The following is a 16,080-nucleotide window of genomic DNA, read 5'->3' as shown; positions in this document are numbered from 1 at the left end:
GTGGCGAAACGGGTAGGCTCAGGTTTTGGCGTAATGGGCCGAAAAGGTACGGGCGCGGCGCAATTCGGGGAAATAGATGGTCCACGCGACGGTGACCACCACCGCGCCGATGCCGCCGAACAGCACGGCGCCGGTCGCCCCCAGCAGCGCCGCCGCCAGCCCCGATTCCATTTCGCCCAGTTCGTTCGATGCGGAAATGGCCAGCCCCGAAATCGATGACACGCGTCCGCGCACCGCATCGGGCGTGTGCAGCTGTACCAGCGTGTTGCGGATGAACACCGACACCATGTCCGCCGCGCCCAGCGCCGCCAGAAACAGCAGCGACAGCGCAAAATTGCGCGACAGGCCAAACCCGATGGTGGCCAGGCCATAACAGCCCACCGCCATCAGCATCCGGGTACCGACTTCGCGTTCGATTGGCTGGCGTGCAATGATCAGCCCGATGGTGGCCGCACCCAGGCTGGGCATCGCGCGCATCACGCCCAGGCCATAGGGGCCGACCGCATGACCATGCCAGGTCAGGATATCGCGCGCATAGACCGGCAGCAGCGCGGTCGCACCGCCCAACAGCACGGCAAACAGATCGAGCGTCACGCACCCGAACAGAAACCGGTCGCGCCAGACATAGCGCATGCCTTCGGCCATCTGGTGCAAGGGGTGGACATGCGCATTGCCCCCGGGCGGCGGCACCGCGCGGATACCGGCTATGCTGATCCCCGACAGCAGCAGCAGCGCGGTGGCCATGGCATAGGGCAGCGCATGGTTCAGCCCGAACAGCACGCCTGCCAGCGCGGGGCCGGCGACCGATCCCATTTGCCAAGCCATTGCGCTGATCGCCACCGCGCGCGGCATCAGCGCGGCCGGCACGATGTTGGGCGCGATCGACGATTGCGCCGGGCCGATAAATGTGCGCACCGCGCCGTGCGCGGCCGCCAGCACGAACAGCATGGTCAGCGACAGCGTGCCCAGCAGCGTGATCAGCGTCAGCGCCAGCGCCACCAGCATATCCAGCAGGGTAAAAATCGCGGTAATATTGCGCCGGTCATAGCGGTCGGCAATCACGCCGGCGACGGGCGCGAGCAGGATCTGCGGCACAAACTGCACCAGCCCCAACAGCCCCAGTTGGAACGCCGCCGCGCGGATCGACATGCCATAGGGCCCGCGCGCCAGATCATACAGCTGATAGCCCAGCACCACGATCATGCCGGTCGCGGCAAACACCGAACTGCACCGCGCCAGCCAGAATCGCCGATAATCGGGTATCGCCAGCGGGGAATGCGGCAGCGCAGGCGCGGCAAGGGATGGGGCGGGTTCGGTCACGCGCCTGATGTGGCAGCGTGGCGCGATGTTGCCAAGCGTTCAAAAATTTTTGCGCCCCAATCTCAACTATAAAAGTTGATTTAGCGCGACTTGATATCAGTGCGGGGAACGCAACCGCGGGTTTGGTTGCAACGCCTTGATCATCTTGGGAAAATCGTCGGCGCGTACGATGCGTTCAAACTGAAATCCGGCGCGATCGGGATCGTTCCATACCAGAAAGGCTTCAATCCGACCGATCTGCGGCAGCCTGATTGTTACGCGTTCGCCGCGGCCAAGATCCAGCACACCGCGCACCATGAAACCGGTGGTCGACACGTTGATCAGATTGAGCATGATATCACCGAGTCGGCGATGTTCGCCAATAATCGCCAGCTCGACCGGGTGGCGGGCGGAACTGCGATGATTGGTGACTGATAATTGCGCCCCGCCGGACATCGTGCCTCCTGAAATTCCGAATCTGATTCTGCGCGTGCACCGGACTGCCTGGCAGCCGCGGTGTTGCGAATGTCATAATCGGCCCAATAGGCTTATATTTCGTAAAACCGGCGGCACGTCTTTGCCGGTTGCGGCGGGATCTTGCCGGTAAACGTTTGTCGGAGCGGAAAAAACCTGCAGGCCGTGGCACCCGTGCGACGATCGGTTGTACGTGCCAGACCCCGGATCAGGCGCGGCGCAGGATGCCGTGCTTTTTCTTGCCCGATGACAGCCGCGTTTCGGCGGCCGACAGCACGATATGGTGGTTTTCGTCGGTCACCGGCTGGCCATCGAGTCGCGCACCACCGCCGGCGATCAGCCGCTTGGCCTCTCCGCGGCTGGCGGCAAAGCCCAGCGCCAGCAGGGCATCGATCACGCCAATGCCGTCGGGCCCGACCGCCGCGGTGGGCAGATCCGCCCCCAGGCCATCGCCGGCAAAGGTGGCCGCGGCGGTGGCCTGCGCGGCTTGCGCCGCATCGTCGCCGCGCACCAGCCGGGTCACTTCATTGGCCAGCACGATCTTGGCGGCGTTGATTTCGCTTCCCGCCAAAGCTTCCAGACGGGCGACTTCGTCCAGCGGCAGATCGGTAAACAGGCGCAAGAAACGGCCGACATCGCGGTCATCGACATTGCGCCAATATTGCCAGAAATCGTATCCGGGCAGCATGTCTTCGTTCAACCAGACCGCGCCGTTGACGCTTTTGCCCATTTTCGCCCCATCGGCGGTGGTCAGCAGTGGCGTGGTCAACCCGTACAGTTCGATGGCGTTCATCCGCCGCGTCAGTTCGATCCCGTTGACGATATTGCCCCACTGGTCCGACCCGCCGAGCTGCAACCGGCAGCCATGGCGCAGCGCGAGTTCACGAAAGTCATAGGCCTGCAGGATCATGTAGTTGAATTCGAGGAAGGTCAGCGGCTGTTCGCGTTCCAGCCGGGTTTTCACCGAATCAAAGCTCAACATGCGGTTGACGGTGAAATGCGGGCCGACATTGCGCAGCAGATCGATATAGCCGAGGCCGGACAGCCAATCGTCGTTGTTGACCATGACCGCCGCTGTCGGCCCGTCGCCAAAATTCAGCAGACGGTGAAACACCTGCGAAATGCCGGTGATGTTGGCGGCGATGGTTTCGGTGGTCAGCAGCTTGCGGCTTTCATCCTTGCCGCTGGGGTCGCCGATCTTGGTGGTGCCGCCGCCCATCAGCGCGATCGGCTGGTGCCCAGCCTGTTGCAGCCGGCGCAACAGCATGACCGACGCCAGATTGCCGACATGCAGCGACGATGCGGTCGCATCATAGCCGTTGTACGCCACCACGATCTCGCGGCTGGCCAGCGCATCCAGCCCGGCGGCATCGGTCAATTGGTGGATATGCCCGCGCGTTGCCAGCAGGTTGAGCAAATCGGACTTGTATTCGGTCATGACACGCCTTCAGTGGATTGGCCGCGCGCCTAGCATGGAGTTGGACCGTTGGAAACGTTGCAGCTGATCGCCCACCCCGCGTTTCCGCCCTTGCGTGTGCGCGGCGTGACCGCGCGGGTGTTGTCCTGCGACGCGCAGTGGTGCGTGCTGCGCTGGAAAGTGGATGGTGCGGCCGATCTGGTGGTGCCAGCTTTGGCCGGGCGGGCAAGGACCGATGGGCTGTGGCAGACGACGTGTTTTGAACTGTTCGTGGCCTCAAAAGCCCTCCCCCTGCAGGGGGAGGGTTGGGTGGGGGTGTCCGACGCAGATCGGAATCACCATAAATCGGGCGCCGGACACCCCTCCCCAACCCCTCCCCTGAGGGGAGCGACGAAGGGGTACACCGAATTCAACTTTTCCCCTTCCGAGCGCTGGGCGGCGTATGATTTCAGCGGTTATCGCACCGGGATGACCGAGCGCACGATGGTGCGCCCCCCGGTGATCACCCCGCGCCGGGGCGGTGATGTGCTGTTTTGCGATGTCGCGATCCCGACGCCAACCCTGCCGCCGCTGCCCTGGTGCTATGGCCTGACGGCGGTGATCGAAGAGGCGGGCGGGGTGAAATCATACTGGGCCGCCGCACACCCGCGTGAACAGCCCGATTTCCACGATCCGGCTTGCCTGATCGCCACACTTGCGGCACCGGTTGCGCCATGACAGTCCTGTTCGGCATCGACCGCCTGATCGCAGACCCTGCCTTGCGCGCGCCGTTGGCGGGCAAACGCGTTGCGCTGGTCGCGCACCCCGCCTCGGTCACCCACAACCTGGTCCATTCTCTCGATGCGCTGGCGGCCCTGCCCGATGTTACGCTGACCGCCGCGTTCGGCCCGCAACACGGGCTGAAGGGCGACAAGCAGGACAATATGGTGGAAAGCCCGGATTTCCACGATCCCGATCATGGCATCCCGGTGTTCAGCCTTTATGGCGAAGTGCGGCGGCCGACCGCGGCGATGATCGACAGCGCCGATGTGTTCCTGTTCGATCTGCAGGACCTCGGTTGCCGCATCTATACCTTTGTTACCACGCTGTTGTATTTGCTGGAGGCGGTTGCGGGCACGGGCAAGGCGGTGTGGGTGCTCGACCGGCCCAATCCGGCCGGCCGCCCGGTCGAAGGAACGCTGTTGCGCGCCGGGTATGAAAGCTTTGTCGGCGCCGGGCCCCTGCCGATGCGCCACGGGCTGACGCTGGGCGAAATGGGGCACTGGTTCATCCGCCATTTTGCGCTCGATGTCGATTACCGGGTGATCGCGATGGAGGGCTGGGCGCCCGACGATGCGTCAGGTTTTGGCTGGCCCGCGACCCGCGTGTGGATCAATCCGTCACCCAATGCCGCCAGCCTGAACATGGCGCGGGCCTATGCGGGCACGGTAATGATCGAGGGCGCCACGCTGTCCGAAGGGCGTGGCACGACGCGGCCCTTGGAAGTGCTGTTCGGCGCGCCCGACGTCAACGCGCGCAATGTGCTGGCCGAAATGCAGGCGCTGGCGCCACACTGGCTTGCCGGCTGTGCGTTACGCGAATGCTGGTTCGAACCGACCTTTCACAAACATGCGCACCACGCCTGTTCGGCGCTGATGATCCACGCCGAGGGGCCATTTTACGATCATGCCACTTTCCGCCCCTGGCGGTTGCAGGCGCTGGCGTTCAAGGCGATCCGGCGCCTGTACCCTGATTACCCGCTGTGGCGCGATTTTCCCTATGAATATGTACTGGACCGGCTGGCGATCGACGTGATCAACGGCGGCCCGGGTTTGCGCGAATGGGTCGATGACGCCGCTGCGCTGCCGGGCGATCTGGATGCCATGGCCAGCCCGGATGAGGCGGCATGGATAGCCGACATCCGCGACATCAGGCTCTATTGAGCGGGCAACGCCAGGCAGAGCAACCGCAAATTCAACACGGATCAGGCTGCATGCAATGTCGGGATGGCGGCAATCTGCTCGGCCATCGCTGTGGCACTGACCTGCAGATCATAGGCGAGTTGCATCCGCGCCCAGGATTCCGGCGTGGTGCCGGTCAGCTTGCCAAAACGCAGTGCCATGCCGGTGGTTACCGGCTGCTTCTCGTTCAGCACATCATAGAGCGACTGACGCGACACGCCGAGCAGGCGCGCAATTTCAGCCTTTGACTTGCCCAGCGCGGGAATAACATCCTCGCGCAGCACTTCCCCAGGGTGGACCGCTCGCATCATCCGCTTCATCGTTCTTTCCTTCATCAGCATGCCGCCACGAAACTCAGTGATAATCCTCGATATCCACATCGATTGCATCACCGGCAGCGTGGTCCCACGCGAATGTCACCCGATAATTGCCGGACGCGTCAACAGCATAGCGCTTTGGATTGCCATGCAGTCCATGGAACCGATAGCCAGGCAGGTTCATGTCTTCCGGTACAATGGCCGCGTCCAGCCGTGCCAGAATCCGCTCGGCGCGCGCGACATTCGCAACCGGCAGTTTTGAGCCATCGCCCAATTCCCACAGGCGCCTCAACGCTTTGCTCCTGAACGACGCGATCATTCGTTGTCATGTAAGGCATTGCCTTACATATGTCAACCAACACCTTACATCTCGTGGTGATCAAGCCGGCAGTGGCGCTTGCGTTCGCTTGCGCCGAATGCTCATCGGCGCGGATTCGGGCAGGAACAGCATCGCGCCCAGGCCCATGCAGGCGACCGCCATCAGATAGTATGCCAGCACTGCGGGGTTTCCAGTGCGGTGCAGCAGCCAGGCCAGGTTGGATTGCGTGGTGCCGCCCATAGTCGTGACCGGGATGGTATAGACCAGCGCAAAGGCGCGCGCGCGCATCCCGCGCGGCAGGCTTTCGGCGACGGCGGTGAACGCGGCGGAAAACGGCATCGTGCCGATGCCCGACAGCACGATGTTCAGCGTCAGGAACGCCGCCACCGTCGGCGCGGCCAGAAACCAGCTGAACATCGGCAGGATCAGGATCACGAACGCCAGTTGTGGCCAGATCATCGCCGGCCGCCGCCCCACCCGGTCCGACAGCCAGCCACCGATGATCGCGGTGACCATACCGGCCGCGTTGTTGGAAAGATCGCCCGCCATGCCGACCCAGATCGGCAGATGCAGCGTGTTCTGCGCATAGGTCGCCATGTACAGGAAAATGTACGTGGTGGTGGTGCCCGCGCCGATGATCATCATGCCCAGAATGACAATCCGCCAAAACCCGGCCGGGGTGGCGGTCAACTGCTCCGCCTCGGTCAGCGGGGCATCGGTGTGGACCGGGTGATCGGGCAGGCTGCGGCGGATGAGCAGCGCAAACGGCAGGATCGATGTGCCGATGAGCAGCGCGATGCGCCAGCCATAGCGGCCCAGCTCATCTTCGTTAAGCCACAGGCTGAGCAGAAACGCGACCAGCGCGCCCACCGTAAACGCAATCATCTGGCTGGAATTCTGCCAGCTGGACGCCATGCCGCGCTGTTCGGGCGGCACGGATTCGAGCATATAGGTGGTCGCCGCGCCCACTTCGCCGCCCAGCGCAAAGCCCTGGCACAGCCGTGCGGCGATCGCGATCAGCGGCGCGGCAATACCGATGCTGGCATAGCCCGGCGTGCATGCCAGCGCGACGATGCCCACCCCCATCAGGATCATCGACAGAAACATGCCGCGTTTGCGCCCGTGCCGGTCGGCATAGCCACCGATCACCCACGCCCCCACCGGCCGCGCGGCAAAGCCGGCGCCAAACGTGGCCAGCGACCCCATCAGGCTGAGATAGGCGCTGGTCGACGGGAAAAACGTGTGCCCGATCTGGATCGCAAAATAGGCGTATGTCACGAAATCATAGAATTCGAGCGCGTTGCCGCAAGTGGCGGCGATCACCGCGCGGCGGGCCAATCTGGGATCATGCGCAGGGGCGTGCATTCGTGGCCTTTCGTGACGCGACACGGGCGCACTAAGCCGTGCGGGTCACGCGGGGTCAAGCAAAGCGTTGTCACCCTTGTTGAAACAGGTTCAGGCAAACGCCGGGCGGAGCTGGCGTGACGGATGGCTTTCACGCAATTGCGCCATCGCCAGCAGGCTGATCAGCACAATCGCCGTGCGCAGCCAGGCCACTGCCATCGGCGTGCCGGTCACGTGCAGCAGCCAGGTCAACAACAACTGCGTTGATCCGCCAAACACCGTTACGGGCAGGGCATAGACCATGGCAAAGCGATGCGCGCGCTGCGCCTTTGGCAGCGCCTCTGCAATGGTGACATAGACCGCAGGATAGACCAATCCCGTGCTCAGGCTGATCGCAAACGTGCTGAACGCCAGCGATGTCAGACCCGGCGCGGCAATGATCCAGGCAAACAGCGGCACCGGCAGAAACAGCCCGACCACAAACGGCGCGACCATCGCCGGTTTGCGTCCGAACCGGTCGCAGGTCCATCCGCCGCCGATCGCGCCAAACAGCTGCCCGGTCGCGCCGGCCAGGCTTGCCGCCAACCCGACCGTAGACGACAAATGCAGCGTCGCCTGCGCGAAAGTCGCGGTATAAATCGTGCAATATTGGCCAATGGTGCCGGCACCGATCAGGATTGCGCCCAGGATCATCGCGCGCAACGGGCTGTTTGCAGACATCAGCTCGGTGGCACCCGCCTTGCCGTGGTCGTGCCTGACCACCATGGTCGGGCCATGCGTTTCCGGCAGGCTGTGCCGCATCACCAGCGTCAGCGGCAGGATCAGCAGCCCGAGCCCGAGTGCGACGCGCCAGCCCCAGGCGCCCAGCGCCTCTGGCCCGATCGACAGGCTGATGACCACGCCGATCAGCGTGGCGGCGACGTTGGAAATGCCCTGCGATGTGGCCTGCATCGACGTGACCCGGCCGCGCTCGGCCTCACCCGCCAGTTCGATCAGGTAACTGGTGGAAATGCCGATCTCGCCGCCCATCGCCACCCCTTGCAACAGCCGCGCGAACACCACGATCACCGGGGCAGCCACGCCGATCTGGGCGTAACCCGGGGTCAGCGACACACCGGCCAGGCCAATCCCCATCAGCACCATGGTCAGCAACAGCGCCGGTTTGCGCCCGTGGCGATCGGCGTGCCGGCCCAGCCAGTGCGCGCCAAGCGGCCTGCCGATGAACCCGACCGCAAACGTCGCCAGCGATCCCATCAAGCTGGCATAGGCGCTTTGCGACGGGAAAAAGGCATTGCCGATCTGCACCGCCATGAACCCGAAGATAATGAAATCATACACTTCAAGCGCATTGCCCAGCGCAACCGCCCCAACCGCACGCCGCAGCTGGCGCGGCGTTGTCCCCGATGCAGTGTCAGCAGGCATCGATGGTACCCCTCCCGGCGATTGCCTGCGAGGCTGGGTTACCAGCGGACCCAAGTCAAGCGGGGCCTTACCCCTTCTTGCGGGTCAATTCGCGCATGGCCGCGTCAAGGCCACCCAGAGTCAGCGGATGCATCGATCCGCCAACCAGATCCTTGATCATCTTGGTCGATTGCGAATAGGTCCATTGCTTTTCGGGCACGGGGTTCAGCCAGACCGTGGCGGGATAGGTTTGCGCCACCCGGTGCAGCCAGACCGCGCCCGCTTCTTCGTTGAAATGTTCGACCGAACCGCCCGGGTGCGTGATTTCATAGGGGCTCATCGCCGCATCGCCGACAAAGATCGCCTTGTAATCATGGCCATATTTGTGAAGGATATCCCAGGTCGTGGTGCGTTCGGCCCAGCGCCGGCGGTTATCCTTCCACACGCCTTCGTACAGGCAGTTGTGGAAATAGAAAAATTCCAGGTTCTTGAATTCCGCCGTGGCCGCGCTGAACAGCTCCTCCACCAGTTTGATGAACGGGTCCATCGATCCGCCGACATCCAGAAACAACAGCAGTTTGACCGCGTTGTGGCGTTCGGGGCGCATGCGGATATCCAGCCAGCCCTGCCGCGCGGTACCCTCGATCGTGGCATCCAGATCGAGCTCGTCGGCGGCACCTTCGCGGGCAAACCGGCGCAGACGGCGCAGCGCCACCTTGATATTGCGCGTGCCCAGTTCGCGGGTGTTGTCCAGGTTCTGGAATTCGCGCTTTTCCCAGACCTTGATCGCCTTGCCGTGTTTGCTTTCGCCGCCGATGCGCACGCCTTCGGGGTTATAGCCTGAATTGCCGAACGGGCTGGTGCCGCCGGTGCCGACCCACTTGTTGCCGCCCTGGTGGCGCTTTTCCTGTTCTTCCAGACGCTTTTTCAGCGTCTCCATGATCTCGTCCCACGATCCCAGCGCCTTGATCGCAGCCATTTCTTCCTCGGTCAGGAATTTTTCGGCAACCGCTTTCAGCCAGTCTTCAGGCACATCGACCGGGCGCTGGCCATAATCGGCCAACAGCCCTTTGAACACTTTGTTGAACACCAGGTCGAACCGGTCGAGCAGTCCTTCGTCCTTTACGAAGGTAGCGCGCGAAAGGTAATAAAACGCCTCTGGCGTGCGATCGATGACCTCTTTGTCCAGCGCTTCCAGCAGCACCAGGTGCTCCTTGAAGCTGGCGGAAATCCCGGCCGCGCGCAGTTCATCGACAAAGTTGAAAAACATGAAATCAGCTTTCCGGGGGCGGGGCGGGGGCAGGAGGCTGCCGTTCAAACCGTTCGAGCGTGGGGTCAAACACCGCCCACGGCGGCGCATCTGCGGTCCAGATCACCGCCTGCGGGGCCAGATCGTGCGGCTGGTCGATCACGCCGATGCGCATGGTCTTGATATGCGGGCGTGCCGAGCTTTGCCCATAGACTTGCGTGCCGCAGGACGGGCAGAAATGGAATGTCAGCGTGTTGCCGCTCGCCGCCGGCCACGATGCGGCACCCAGCGTGCCGGTGATGTGCACTGCTTCGGCCGGGAACATCGCGTTGTTGGTCGGGCCACCGGCGGCAATTGTCTGGCACTGGCGGCACCAGCACTGGCGCGCCATCAGCGGCTTTGCGTCAACCTGCACGGTCACCGCGCCGCACGCGCATCGCCCGGTATAGGTCATGCCTGCGGTCCCCCCGACCTGCCTAGCCAAATCACCCGTTGCGGCGCGCCATGAATGCCAGCCGTTCGAACAGCATGATATCCTGTTCGTTTTTCAGCAAGGCACCATGCAGCGGCGGGATCGCCTTGGTCGGATCACGGTTCTGCAACACATCCAGCGGCATGTCTTCGTTCAGCAGCAGTTTCAGCCAGTCGAGCAGTTCCGACGTGCTGGGCTTTTTCTTCAGCCCCGGCACATCGCGCACCTCGTAAAATACCTCCAGCGCCTTGGCAATCAGCGTGCGCTGAATGCCGGGGAAGTGCACGTCGATGATCGCCTTCATCGTGTCGCGGTCGGGAAATTTGATGTAGTGAAAGAAACAGCGGCGCAGGAACGCGTCGGGCAATTCCTTTTCATTGTTCGACGTTATCACCACGATCGGGCGTTCGACCGCGGTCACGCGCTCCTGCGTTTCGTACACGTCAAAGCTCATGCGGTCCAATTCCTGCAACAGGTCGTTGGGGAATTCGATGTCGGCCTTGTCGATTTCGTCAATCAGCAGGACGGGCAATTCAGGCGCGGTAAACGCCTCCCACAGCTTGCCCTTTTTGATGTAGTTGCGGATGTCGTGGACGCGTTCTTCGCCCAGCTGGCCGTCGCGCAGCCGCGCCACGGCGTCATATTCATACAGGCCCTGCTGTGCCTTGGTGGTGGATTTCACGTTCCATTCGATCAGCGGCGCGCCCACAGCCTTGGCAATTTCGTGCGCAAGCACGGTCTTGCCGGTGCCCGGTTCACCCTTGACCAGCAGAGGCCGGCGCAGCAGCACGGCGGCGTTGACCGCGACCTTCAGATCATCGGTGGCGACATAATTGCTGGTGCCTTCGAAACGCATTGCCATGTCCTGTGCTTTAACCAAGTGATTAACGGTATCGTCCCGATGCCGATCCGGCAAGAGGCGTGGTAAAAAGTCGCGAAGCGTATCAGCCCGCGCAAAACGGTTGCATCCGCGCCGGTGGATTGGCAGGGCGGCAAAGGGCGCCGACGATCAGACACGTTCTGCGGATACGTTTTGGCGGGCAATGGAATTTTCGCTGATCACTCCTGATCAAACCACCGTACCGGCCGACGACACGATGGTCGAGCCGCGCAGCCGCTATGCCGCGCCGCGCCGGTCACGCTTTGCCTCGGCGCTGATGGCGCTGGGCATGGTGGTGCTGATGGTGCTGGCGCTGCTGTCGATGGCGGTGCTGCGCGATGAAGGCCACGCCGGTGGCACCGTCATGAGCGCGATGAACCTGTCGCCACCGCCCGGTGAAAAACAGCCCAACCCCACCAAGGCGCGCGCCGCGGCCAAACCGGCGACCGTGTCGCACCAGGTGCAAAGCACCGCCGCGCCCAAACTGCCGCCGCGCGTGCCGATCGACAATCCCAACAAGGTCGAATGGCCCGAAGGTTTCGTCCATACCAGCCATGCCGAAATGGCCGCCGCCGATATCGGCAAGATCCATTCCGCAGCCTCCACCGGCAATGCCGATGCCAGCGCCGGTGGTGGGGGCAAGGGCGGCGGCGAAGGGCCGGGCGGGTCGCACCTGTACAATGCGGCATGGTACCGCGAACCGCCCAATTCGGCACTGGCCAGCTATATGCGCCCGGGGCAGGCCAGCGGTCGCTGGGCCGAAATCGCCTGCCGCACAGTCGAAAACTGGCATGTCGAACAATGCCAGGAACTGGGCGAAGAACCGCGCGGATCGGGCATGGCCCGCGTCCTGCGCCAGGCCGCCTGGCAATTCCTGGTGCGCCCGCCGCGCGTCGACGGCAAATCGCTGATCGGCACCTGGGTGCGCATTCACTATGATTTCGTGCAGAAAAAGGTTGAGGAAACGCCCGAGCAGCCGTGACGCACCCCGGCATGCAACCGGGCGCTGACCCCAGTCCGCATCGTCAGCACGGCCTTGACCTTGTAAAGAATATTCCATAAATGCGGGACAGCAGCAATGGAGTTTGCCCGTGTCAAAACCCATGACTCTCAACGTGCGGCTTGGCGGCCCGCTGGGGGATTTTGTCGCCGCCAATGTCGGCGCTGACGGCACTTACGAAAATGTCAGCGAATATGTCCGTGATCTGATCCGCAAGGACAAAGAGCGTGCCGAGCGCGCCGAATTCGAACGGCTGAAGGCCGAGCTTGGTGTGGCCTTTGCGGCGCCTGATGCGACTTATGTGTCTTTGACCGCCGATGACCTGATTGCCCGAAACCGCGCGCGCAAACGGGCATGATCGCCTGGCGAATTCAGCGTGTCGCTGCCGAGCGTCTTGACGAAATTTACGGTTACACGCGCGAAACCTGGGGTGATGCGCAGGCTGAAACCTATATCCGGGGCCTGTTTGACCGCTTCGATGCCATCGCCGCGCGTGCATTTCCGTGGCGGGCAATCCCGGCCGAATTCGGGGTCAGCGGCTTCGTGTGCCGCCATCAGCGCCATTTCATTTATTGGAAGATTCTGGACGATGGCACCGTCGGGATCGTGACCGTGCTGCACCAACGTATGCACCAGTTTGCGCGCATCGAAGACGACTTCGCCTGAACGCGATCACGCGTCGATCATATCCGGATCGATATCGCCCGCGCGGTTCTGGATGAACATGAAGCGGTGTTCGGGGTTGCGGCCCATCAGACGATCGACCAGGTCCTTGATCACGTGGCGTTGCTCGGCGCCTTCGGGCAAGGTGACGCGCAACAACGATCGTGTTTCGGGCGCCATGGTGGTTTCGCGCAACTGTCCCGGGTTCATTTCGCCCAGGCCCTTGAACCGGCCGACTTCAACCTTGCGGCCCTTGAACGTCGTCACTTCCAGTTCGGCGCGGTGGGCATCGTCGCGGGCATAGGCGCTGAGCGTGCCTGCGGTCAGCCGGTACAGCGGCGGCTGCGCCAGGTACAAGTGCCCCTTGCGCACCAGATCGGGCATTTCCTGAAAAAAGAACGTCATCAGCAGTGTGGCGATATGCGCGCCATCGACATCGGCGTCGGTCATGATGATCACGCGGTCGTATCGCAGCAGATCGGCGTTGCAATCCTTGCGCGTGCCGCAGCCCAGCGCCAGCGACAGATCGGCAATTTCCTGGTTGGCGCGGATCTTGTCATTGGTGGCTGATGCCACGTTCAGGATCTTGCCGCGGATCGGCAGGATCGCCTGGGTTTTGCGGTTGCGCGCCTGTTTGGCGCTGCCACCGGCGCTGTCACCTTCGACGATGAACAGTTCGGTTTCGGCATCGGTTTCGCCGGTGCAATCGGTCAGCTTGCCCGGCAGGCGCAATTTGCGCGTGTTGGTGGCGGTCTTGCGCTTGATCTCGCGTTCGGCCTTGCGGCGCAAACGTTCGTCCATACGCTCCATCACCGCGGCCAGCAGCGCCTTGCCGCGGTCCATGTTGTCGGTCAGGAAATGGTCGAAATGGTCGCGGATCGCCGCCTCAACCAGCCGTGCGGCATCGGGGCTGGTCAGGCGATCCTTGGTCTGGCTTTGAAACTGGGGGTCACGCACAAACACCGACAGCATCACTTCGCTGCCGGTGATCATGTCTTCCTGATTGATGTCCTTGGCTTTTTTCTGCCCGATCAGATCGGCAAAGGCGCGGATGCCGCGCGTCAGCGCCGCGCGCAGGCCCAGTTCATGCGTGCCGCCGTCGGGCGTCGGGATGGTGTTGCAATAATAGCTGTAGGCGCCATCGGACCACAGCGGCCAGGCGATCGCCCATTCGACCCGGCCCATTTCCATACCATCGGGGCCGGCGGGAAAATCCTGCGACCCGGCAAACGGCAACGTGGTCACGCATTCGCGGGCCCCGATCTGTTCGGCCAGATGGTCGGCCAGCCCGCCGGGAAACTGAAACGTCGCCTCCGCCGGGACATCGTCGCTGGTGAGCGAGGGCGCGCATTTCCAGCGGATTTCCACGCCCGCAAACAGATAGGCCTTTGACCGTGCCAGCCGGAACAGCCGCGCCGGTTTGAACCGGGCGTCGGTGCCGAAAATGTCGGTATCGGGCACAAACGTGACCGTGGTGCCGCGCCGGTTGGGGGCATTGCCGATCCGTTCCAGCGGTGCCAGCGCCACCCCGCGCGAAAATTCCTGGGCGAACAATTCCTTGTTCAGCGCGACTTCAACCCGGGTCAGCGATGACAGCGCGTTGACCACCGATATCCCGACGCCGTGCAGGCCGCCCGACGTGGCATAGGCCTTGCCCGAAAATTTGCCGCCCGAATGGAGCGTGGTCATGATCACCTCCAGCGCGGATTTGCCGGGGTATTTGGGGTGTTCATCGACCGGAATGCCACGGCCATTGTCGCTGATGCTGATCCGTCCGGCAGCGCCGGGCACCTCTTCCAGCGTGATTTCGATGCGGTTGGCGTGGCCGGCCACAGCCTCGTCCATCGCGTTGTCCAGCACTTCGGCCACCAGATGGTGCAGCGCGCGTTCATCGGTGCCGCCGATATACATGCCGGGACGACGGCGAACCGGTTCCAGCCCTTCGAGCACTTCGATCGCGGAAGCATTGTAACTGTCGGCGGACGAACCAATCGGCAGCTTTTCGAACAGGTCATCGGCCATGGTGCAGCCTTAGAGCATCCATCGAATCCCGCGCAAGGCAGCCTTTGCGCTTATCCCGGCTCTTTTTTGGCAACGTGCGGCTATTGGTCAAAATGCGCGGGCGCGGGGCTGACGGTGGTAAAGGTCCCGACGCCGACCTCGCGCACTTCCATCGCGCGTTCGGCAATGCCGAATTCGTTGAAGCGGAACACGCCGTCGATGCCGATAAAGCCCTGGCGGTCGTACAACCGCCCGGTGGGGAAGGGCGCCGGGTCTTTCCAGGTGCGCGCGACATTCAGCGTCAACAACACCGAATCATACCCCAATGTGGCGATGCGCGGCGGGCTGGTGCCAAACCGGCTGCGATACGACCGTTCGAACTGGCCAAAGCGATCGTCCGACACCGTCGCAAACCATGCCCCGCGTAAGGCCGGGGCATGCGCAATGGTGCTTTCGCCGGCCCACAATTCCGTGCCGATCAGCCGTGCGCCATTGGCAAACGGCGCGGCAAAGGCGGCGATGCGCGCGCCATCGCCAATCAATATGGCATCAACCTGGCCACGTGCCTTGACCCGGCGGATCGCGCTGCCGACCGAGGTGTTGGTGCGTTCATAGCTTTCGATATCGGTCACCCGCATCGACGTCGCGCGCGCCGCGCCCGCCAGCCCGGCGGCCACGCGCTGGCCATAGACCCCGCTGGGGATGATCGCGCCAATCGCGGTCACGCCGTGCGCGCGGGCATAGCCGATCACCCGCGCCACTGCCTGGCCCGGCACCTGGCCAAACACAAACACATCGCGCGCGGCCACATCGGCATCGTTGGAATAGGTGATCATCGGCACATGCGCGGGCCGGGCATGCGTGGCAACCGCGGCCACATCTTCGGCATTCAACGGCCCCAGAATCAGCCGGTTGCCATCGGCGATCGCCTTGGCCGCGGCCGGCCCGGCGCCATTGGCGGTGTCATACGTGGTGATGCGCAGGTTCTGCGCATTGGTGTCGAGCAGCGCCTTGGTCGTGGCATTGGCGATGGCTTGCCCGATCGCGGCATAGGTTCCCGTCATCGGCACCAGCAGCGCGATGCGGTGGCGATCGTTATCGCTGGGCAGCACATTGGCCTGGGGCGCGGCCTCCACCGGTTTTTGCACCGGCGCCGCCACTTGCGGTTTGGGCACCACGGCGCACCCGGCCAGCAGCGCCAGCGCGCCCGCCACCAGCATCCGCCGCAGTTTGCCGCCATGCCGTTGTCTGCTTTGGCCGATCATCCGCTTGCCTCTTTCACCTGCATCGGTCCATGCTGGGCC

17 protein-coding genes are annotated in these 16,080 nt (G+C 63.3%); 5 read left to right on the top strand and 12 right to left on the bottom strand.

Annotated features, from left to right (window positions below):
* Nucleotides 1-18 precede the first annotated feature (18 nt).
* From ABWP89_RS02205 to tyrS, 3 genes are all read right to left on the bottom strand, one after another.
* Nucleotides 19-1,320 (bottom strand): MFS transporter, encoded by a 1,302-nt coding sequence (locus ABWP89_RS02205; protein WP_502915209.1) that lies wholly within the window; start codon nucleotides 1,318-1,320, stop codon nucleotides 19-21.
* 96 nt (nucleotides 1,321-1,416) lie between these two features.
* Nucleotides 1,417-1,755 carry a PilZ domain-containing protein gene (locus tag ABWP89_RS02200; protein ID WP_353226871.1) on the bottom strand — a complete coding sequence of 113 codons (339 nt, stop codon included), beginning with the start codon at nucleotides 1,753-1,755 and terminating at the stop codon, nucleotides 1,417-1,419.
* A gap of 226 nt (nucleotides 1,756-1,981) precedes the next feature.
* Nucleotides 1,982-3,211, bottom strand: a complete 1,230-nt coding sequence (gene tyrS, locus ABWP89_RS02195) for a tyrosine--tRNA ligase (RefSeq protein WP_353226869.1) — start codon at nucleotides 3,209-3,211, stop codon at nucleotides 1,982-1,984.
* Nucleotides 3,212-3,658: 447 nt separating this feature from the next.
* Between tyrS and ABWP89_RS02190 the strand changes: the two genes are divergently transcribed.
* Both ABWP89_RS02190 and ABWP89_RS02185 read left to right on the top strand, forming a co-directional pair.
* Nucleotides 3,659-3,907 (top strand): DOMON domain-containing protein, encoded by a 249-nt coding sequence (locus ABWP89_RS02190; RefSeq protein ID WP_353226867.1) that lies wholly within the window; start codon nucleotides 3,659-3,661, stop codon nucleotides 3,905-3,907.
* Nucleotides 3,904-5,112, top strand: coding sequence for an exo-beta-N-acetylmuramidase NamZ family protein (locus ABWP89_RS02185; protein ID WP_353226866.1), 1,209 nt, complete (start codon nucleotides 3,904-3,906; stop codon nucleotides 5,110-5,112). Before ABWP89_RS02190 ends, ABWP89_RS02185 begins: the two co-directional genes overlap by 4 nt.
* Before the next feature lie 41 nt (nucleotides 5,113-5,153).
* Here the strand turns inward: ABWP89_RS02185 and ABWP89_RS02180 are convergent, their stop codons facing one another.
* The 7 genes from ABWP89_RS02180 to ABWP89_RS02150 form a co-directional block, all read right to left on the bottom strand.
* Entirely contained in the window at nucleotides 5,154-5,450 is a 297-nt protein-coding gene (locus ABWP89_RS02180; protein WP_353226865.1) for a HigA family addiction module antitoxin, read from the bottom strand.
* Nucleotides 5,451-5,484: 34 nt separating this feature from the next.
* Entirely contained in the window at nucleotides 5,485-5,766 is a 282-nt protein-coding gene (locus ABWP89_RS02175; protein WP_353226863.1) for a type II toxin-antitoxin system RelE/ParE family toxin, read from the bottom strand.
* A 60-nt stretch (nucleotides 5,767-5,826) separates the two neighbouring features.
* Nucleotides 5,827-7,131 (bottom strand): MFS transporter, encoded by a 1,305-nt coding sequence (locus ABWP89_RS02170; protein ID WP_353226861.1) that lies wholly within the window; start codon nucleotides 7,129-7,131, stop codon nucleotides 5,827-5,829.
* 90 nt (nucleotides 7,132-7,221) lie between these two features.
* Nucleotides 7,222-8,532 (bottom strand): MFS transporter, encoded by a 1,311-nt coding sequence (locus ABWP89_RS02165; protein WP_353226860.1) that lies wholly within the window; start codon nucleotides 8,530-8,532, stop codon nucleotides 7,222-7,224.
* A 67-nt stretch (nucleotides 8,533-8,599) separates the two neighbouring features.
* The gene (locus ABWP89_RS02160) at nucleotides 8,600-9,781 is read right to left on the bottom strand and encodes a vWA domain-containing protein (protein ID WP_353226859.1); all 1,182 of its coding nucleotides are present in this window, start codon (nucleotides 9,779-9,781) and stop codon (nucleotides 8,600-8,602) included.
* A gap of 4 nt (nucleotides 9,782-9,785) precedes the next feature.
* Nucleotides 9,786-10,214: a GFA family protein gene (locus ABWP89_RS02155; protein WP_353226858.1), complete on the bottom strand. Its 429-nt coding sequence runs from the start codon at nucleotides 10,212-10,214 to the stop codon at nucleotides 9,786-9,788.
* 31 nt (nucleotides 10,215-10,245) lie between these two features.
* Nucleotides 10,246-11,088: an AAA family ATPase gene (locus ABWP89_RS02150; RefSeq protein WP_353226906.1), complete on the bottom strand. Its 843-nt coding sequence runs from the start codon at nucleotides 11,086-11,088 to the stop codon at nucleotides 10,246-10,248.
* Nucleotides 11,089-11,275: 187 nt separating this feature from the next.
* Between ABWP89_RS02150 and ABWP89_RS02145 the strand changes: the two genes are divergently transcribed.
* The 3 genes from ABWP89_RS02145 (at nucleotide 11,276) to ABWP89_RS02135 (ending at nucleotide 12,778) form a co-directional block, all read left to right on the top strand.
* Entirely contained in the window at nucleotides 11,276-12,094 is an 819-nt protein-coding gene (locus tag ABWP89_RS02145) for a hypothetical protein (protein ID WP_353226856.1), read from the top strand.
* A gap of 121 nt (nucleotides 12,095-12,215) precedes the next feature.
* Nucleotides 12,216-12,470: a ribbon-helix-helix domain-containing protein gene (locus ABWP89_RS02140; RefSeq protein ID WP_353226905.1), complete on the top strand. Its 255-nt coding sequence runs from the start codon at nucleotides 12,216-12,218 to the stop codon at nucleotides 12,468-12,470.
* Complete coding sequence (locus tag ABWP89_RS02135; RefSeq protein WP_353226855.1) at nucleotides 12,467-12,778, top strand: type II toxin-antitoxin system RelE/ParE family toxin; 312 nt, start codon at nucleotides 12,467-12,469, stop codon at nucleotides 12,776-12,778. Before ABWP89_RS02140 ends, ABWP89_RS02135 begins: the two co-directional genes overlap by 4 nt.
* 6 nt (nucleotides 12,779-12,784) lie before the next feature.
* On the opposite strand, the gene parE is transcribed toward ABWP89_RS02135, so the two are convergent.
* Together parE and ABWP89_RS02125 are read right to left on the bottom strand one after the other, a co-directional pair.
* The gene (parE, locus tag ABWP89_RS02130) at nucleotides 12,785-14,797 is read right to left on the bottom strand and encodes a DNA topoisomerase IV subunit B (RefSeq protein ID WP_353226853.1); all 2,013 of its coding nucleotides are present in this window, start codon (nucleotides 14,795-14,797) and stop codon (nucleotides 12,785-12,787) included.
* An 80-nt stretch (nucleotides 14,798-14,877) separates the two neighbouring features.
* Nucleotides 14,878-16,041 (bottom strand): penicillin-binding protein activator, encoded by a 1,164-nt coding sequence (locus ABWP89_RS02125; RefSeq protein ID WP_353226851.1) that lies wholly within the window; start codon nucleotides 16,039-16,041, stop codon nucleotides 14,878-14,880.
* Nucleotides 16,042-16,080: the final 39 nt, after the last annotated feature.

The sequence above is a fragment of the Novosphingobium sp. genome, from assembly GCF_040398825.1.
In the GTDB taxonomy this organism is placed as follows: Bacteria; Pseudomonadota; Alphaproteobacteria; order Sphingomonadales; family Sphingomonadaceae; genus Novosphingobium.
The sequence above is the reverse complement of the archived record's forward strand: the minus strand, read 5'-3'. Positions and strand labels throughout refer to the sequence as shown.

Coding starts and splice junctions, on each gene's coding strand:
- ABWP89_RS02175 (WP_353226863.1), bottom strand. CDS start 5,766: ATGATCGCGTCGTTCAGGAGCAAAGCGTTGAGGCGCCTGTGGGAATTG.
- ABWP89_RS02160 (WP_353226859.1), bottom strand. CDS start 9,781: ATGTTTTTCAACTTTGTCGATGAACTGCGCGCGGCCGGGATTTCCGCC.
- ABWP89_RS02135 (WP_353226855.1), top strand. CDS start 12,467: ATGATCGCCTGGCGAATTCAGCGTGTCGCTGCCGAGCGTCTTGACGAA.
- ABWP89_RS02185 (WP_353226866.1), top strand. CDS start 3,904: ATGACAGTCCTGTTCGGCATCGACCGCCTGATCGCAGACCCTGCCTTG.
- ABWP89_RS02150 (WP_353226906.1), bottom strand. CDS start 11,088: ATGCGTTTCGAAGGCACCAGCAATTATGTCGCCACCGATGATCTGAAG.
- ABWP89_RS02125 (WP_353226851.1), bottom strand. CDS start 16,041: ATGATCGGCCAAAGCAGACAACGGCATGGCGGCAAACTGCGGCGGATG.
- ABWP89_RS02165 (WP_353226860.1), bottom strand. CDS start 8,532: ATGCCTGCTGACACTGCATCGGGGACAACGCCGCGCCAGCTGCGGCGT.
- ABWP89_RS02200 (WP_353226871.1), bottom strand. CDS start 1,755: ATGTCCGGCGGGGCGCAATTATCAGTCACCAATCATCGCAGTTCCGCC.
- ABWP89_RS02155 (WP_353226858.1), bottom strand. CDS start 10,214: ATGACCTATACCGGGCGATGCGCGTGCGGCGCGGTGACCGTGCAGGTT.
- ABWP89_RS02170 (WP_353226861.1), bottom strand. CDS start 7,131: ATGCACGCCCCTGCGCATGATCCCAGATTGGCCCGCCGCGCGGTGATC.
- ABWP89_RS02145 (WP_353226856.1), top strand. CDS start 11,276: ATGGAATTTTCGCTGATCACTCCTGATCAAACCACCGTACCGGCCGAC.
- tyrS (WP_353226869.1), bottom strand. CDS start 3,211: ATGACCGAATACAAGTCCGATTTGCTCAACCTGCTGGCAACGCGCGGG.
- ABWP89_RS02140 (WP_353226905.1), top strand. CDS start 12,216: ATGACTCTCAACGTGCGGCTTGGCGGCCCGCTGGGGGATTTTGTCGCC.
- ABWP89_RS02190 (WP_353226867.1), top strand. CDS start 3,659: ATGACCGAGCGCACGATGGTGCGCCCCCCGGTGATCACCCCGCGCCGG.
- ABWP89_RS02180 (WP_353226865.1), bottom strand. CDS start 5,450: ATGAAGCGGATGATGCGAGCGGTCCACCCTGGGGAAGTGCTGCGCGAG.
- parE (WP_353226853.1), bottom strand. CDS start 14,797: ATGGCCGATGACCTGTTCGAAAAGCTGCCGATTGGTTCGTCCGCCGAC.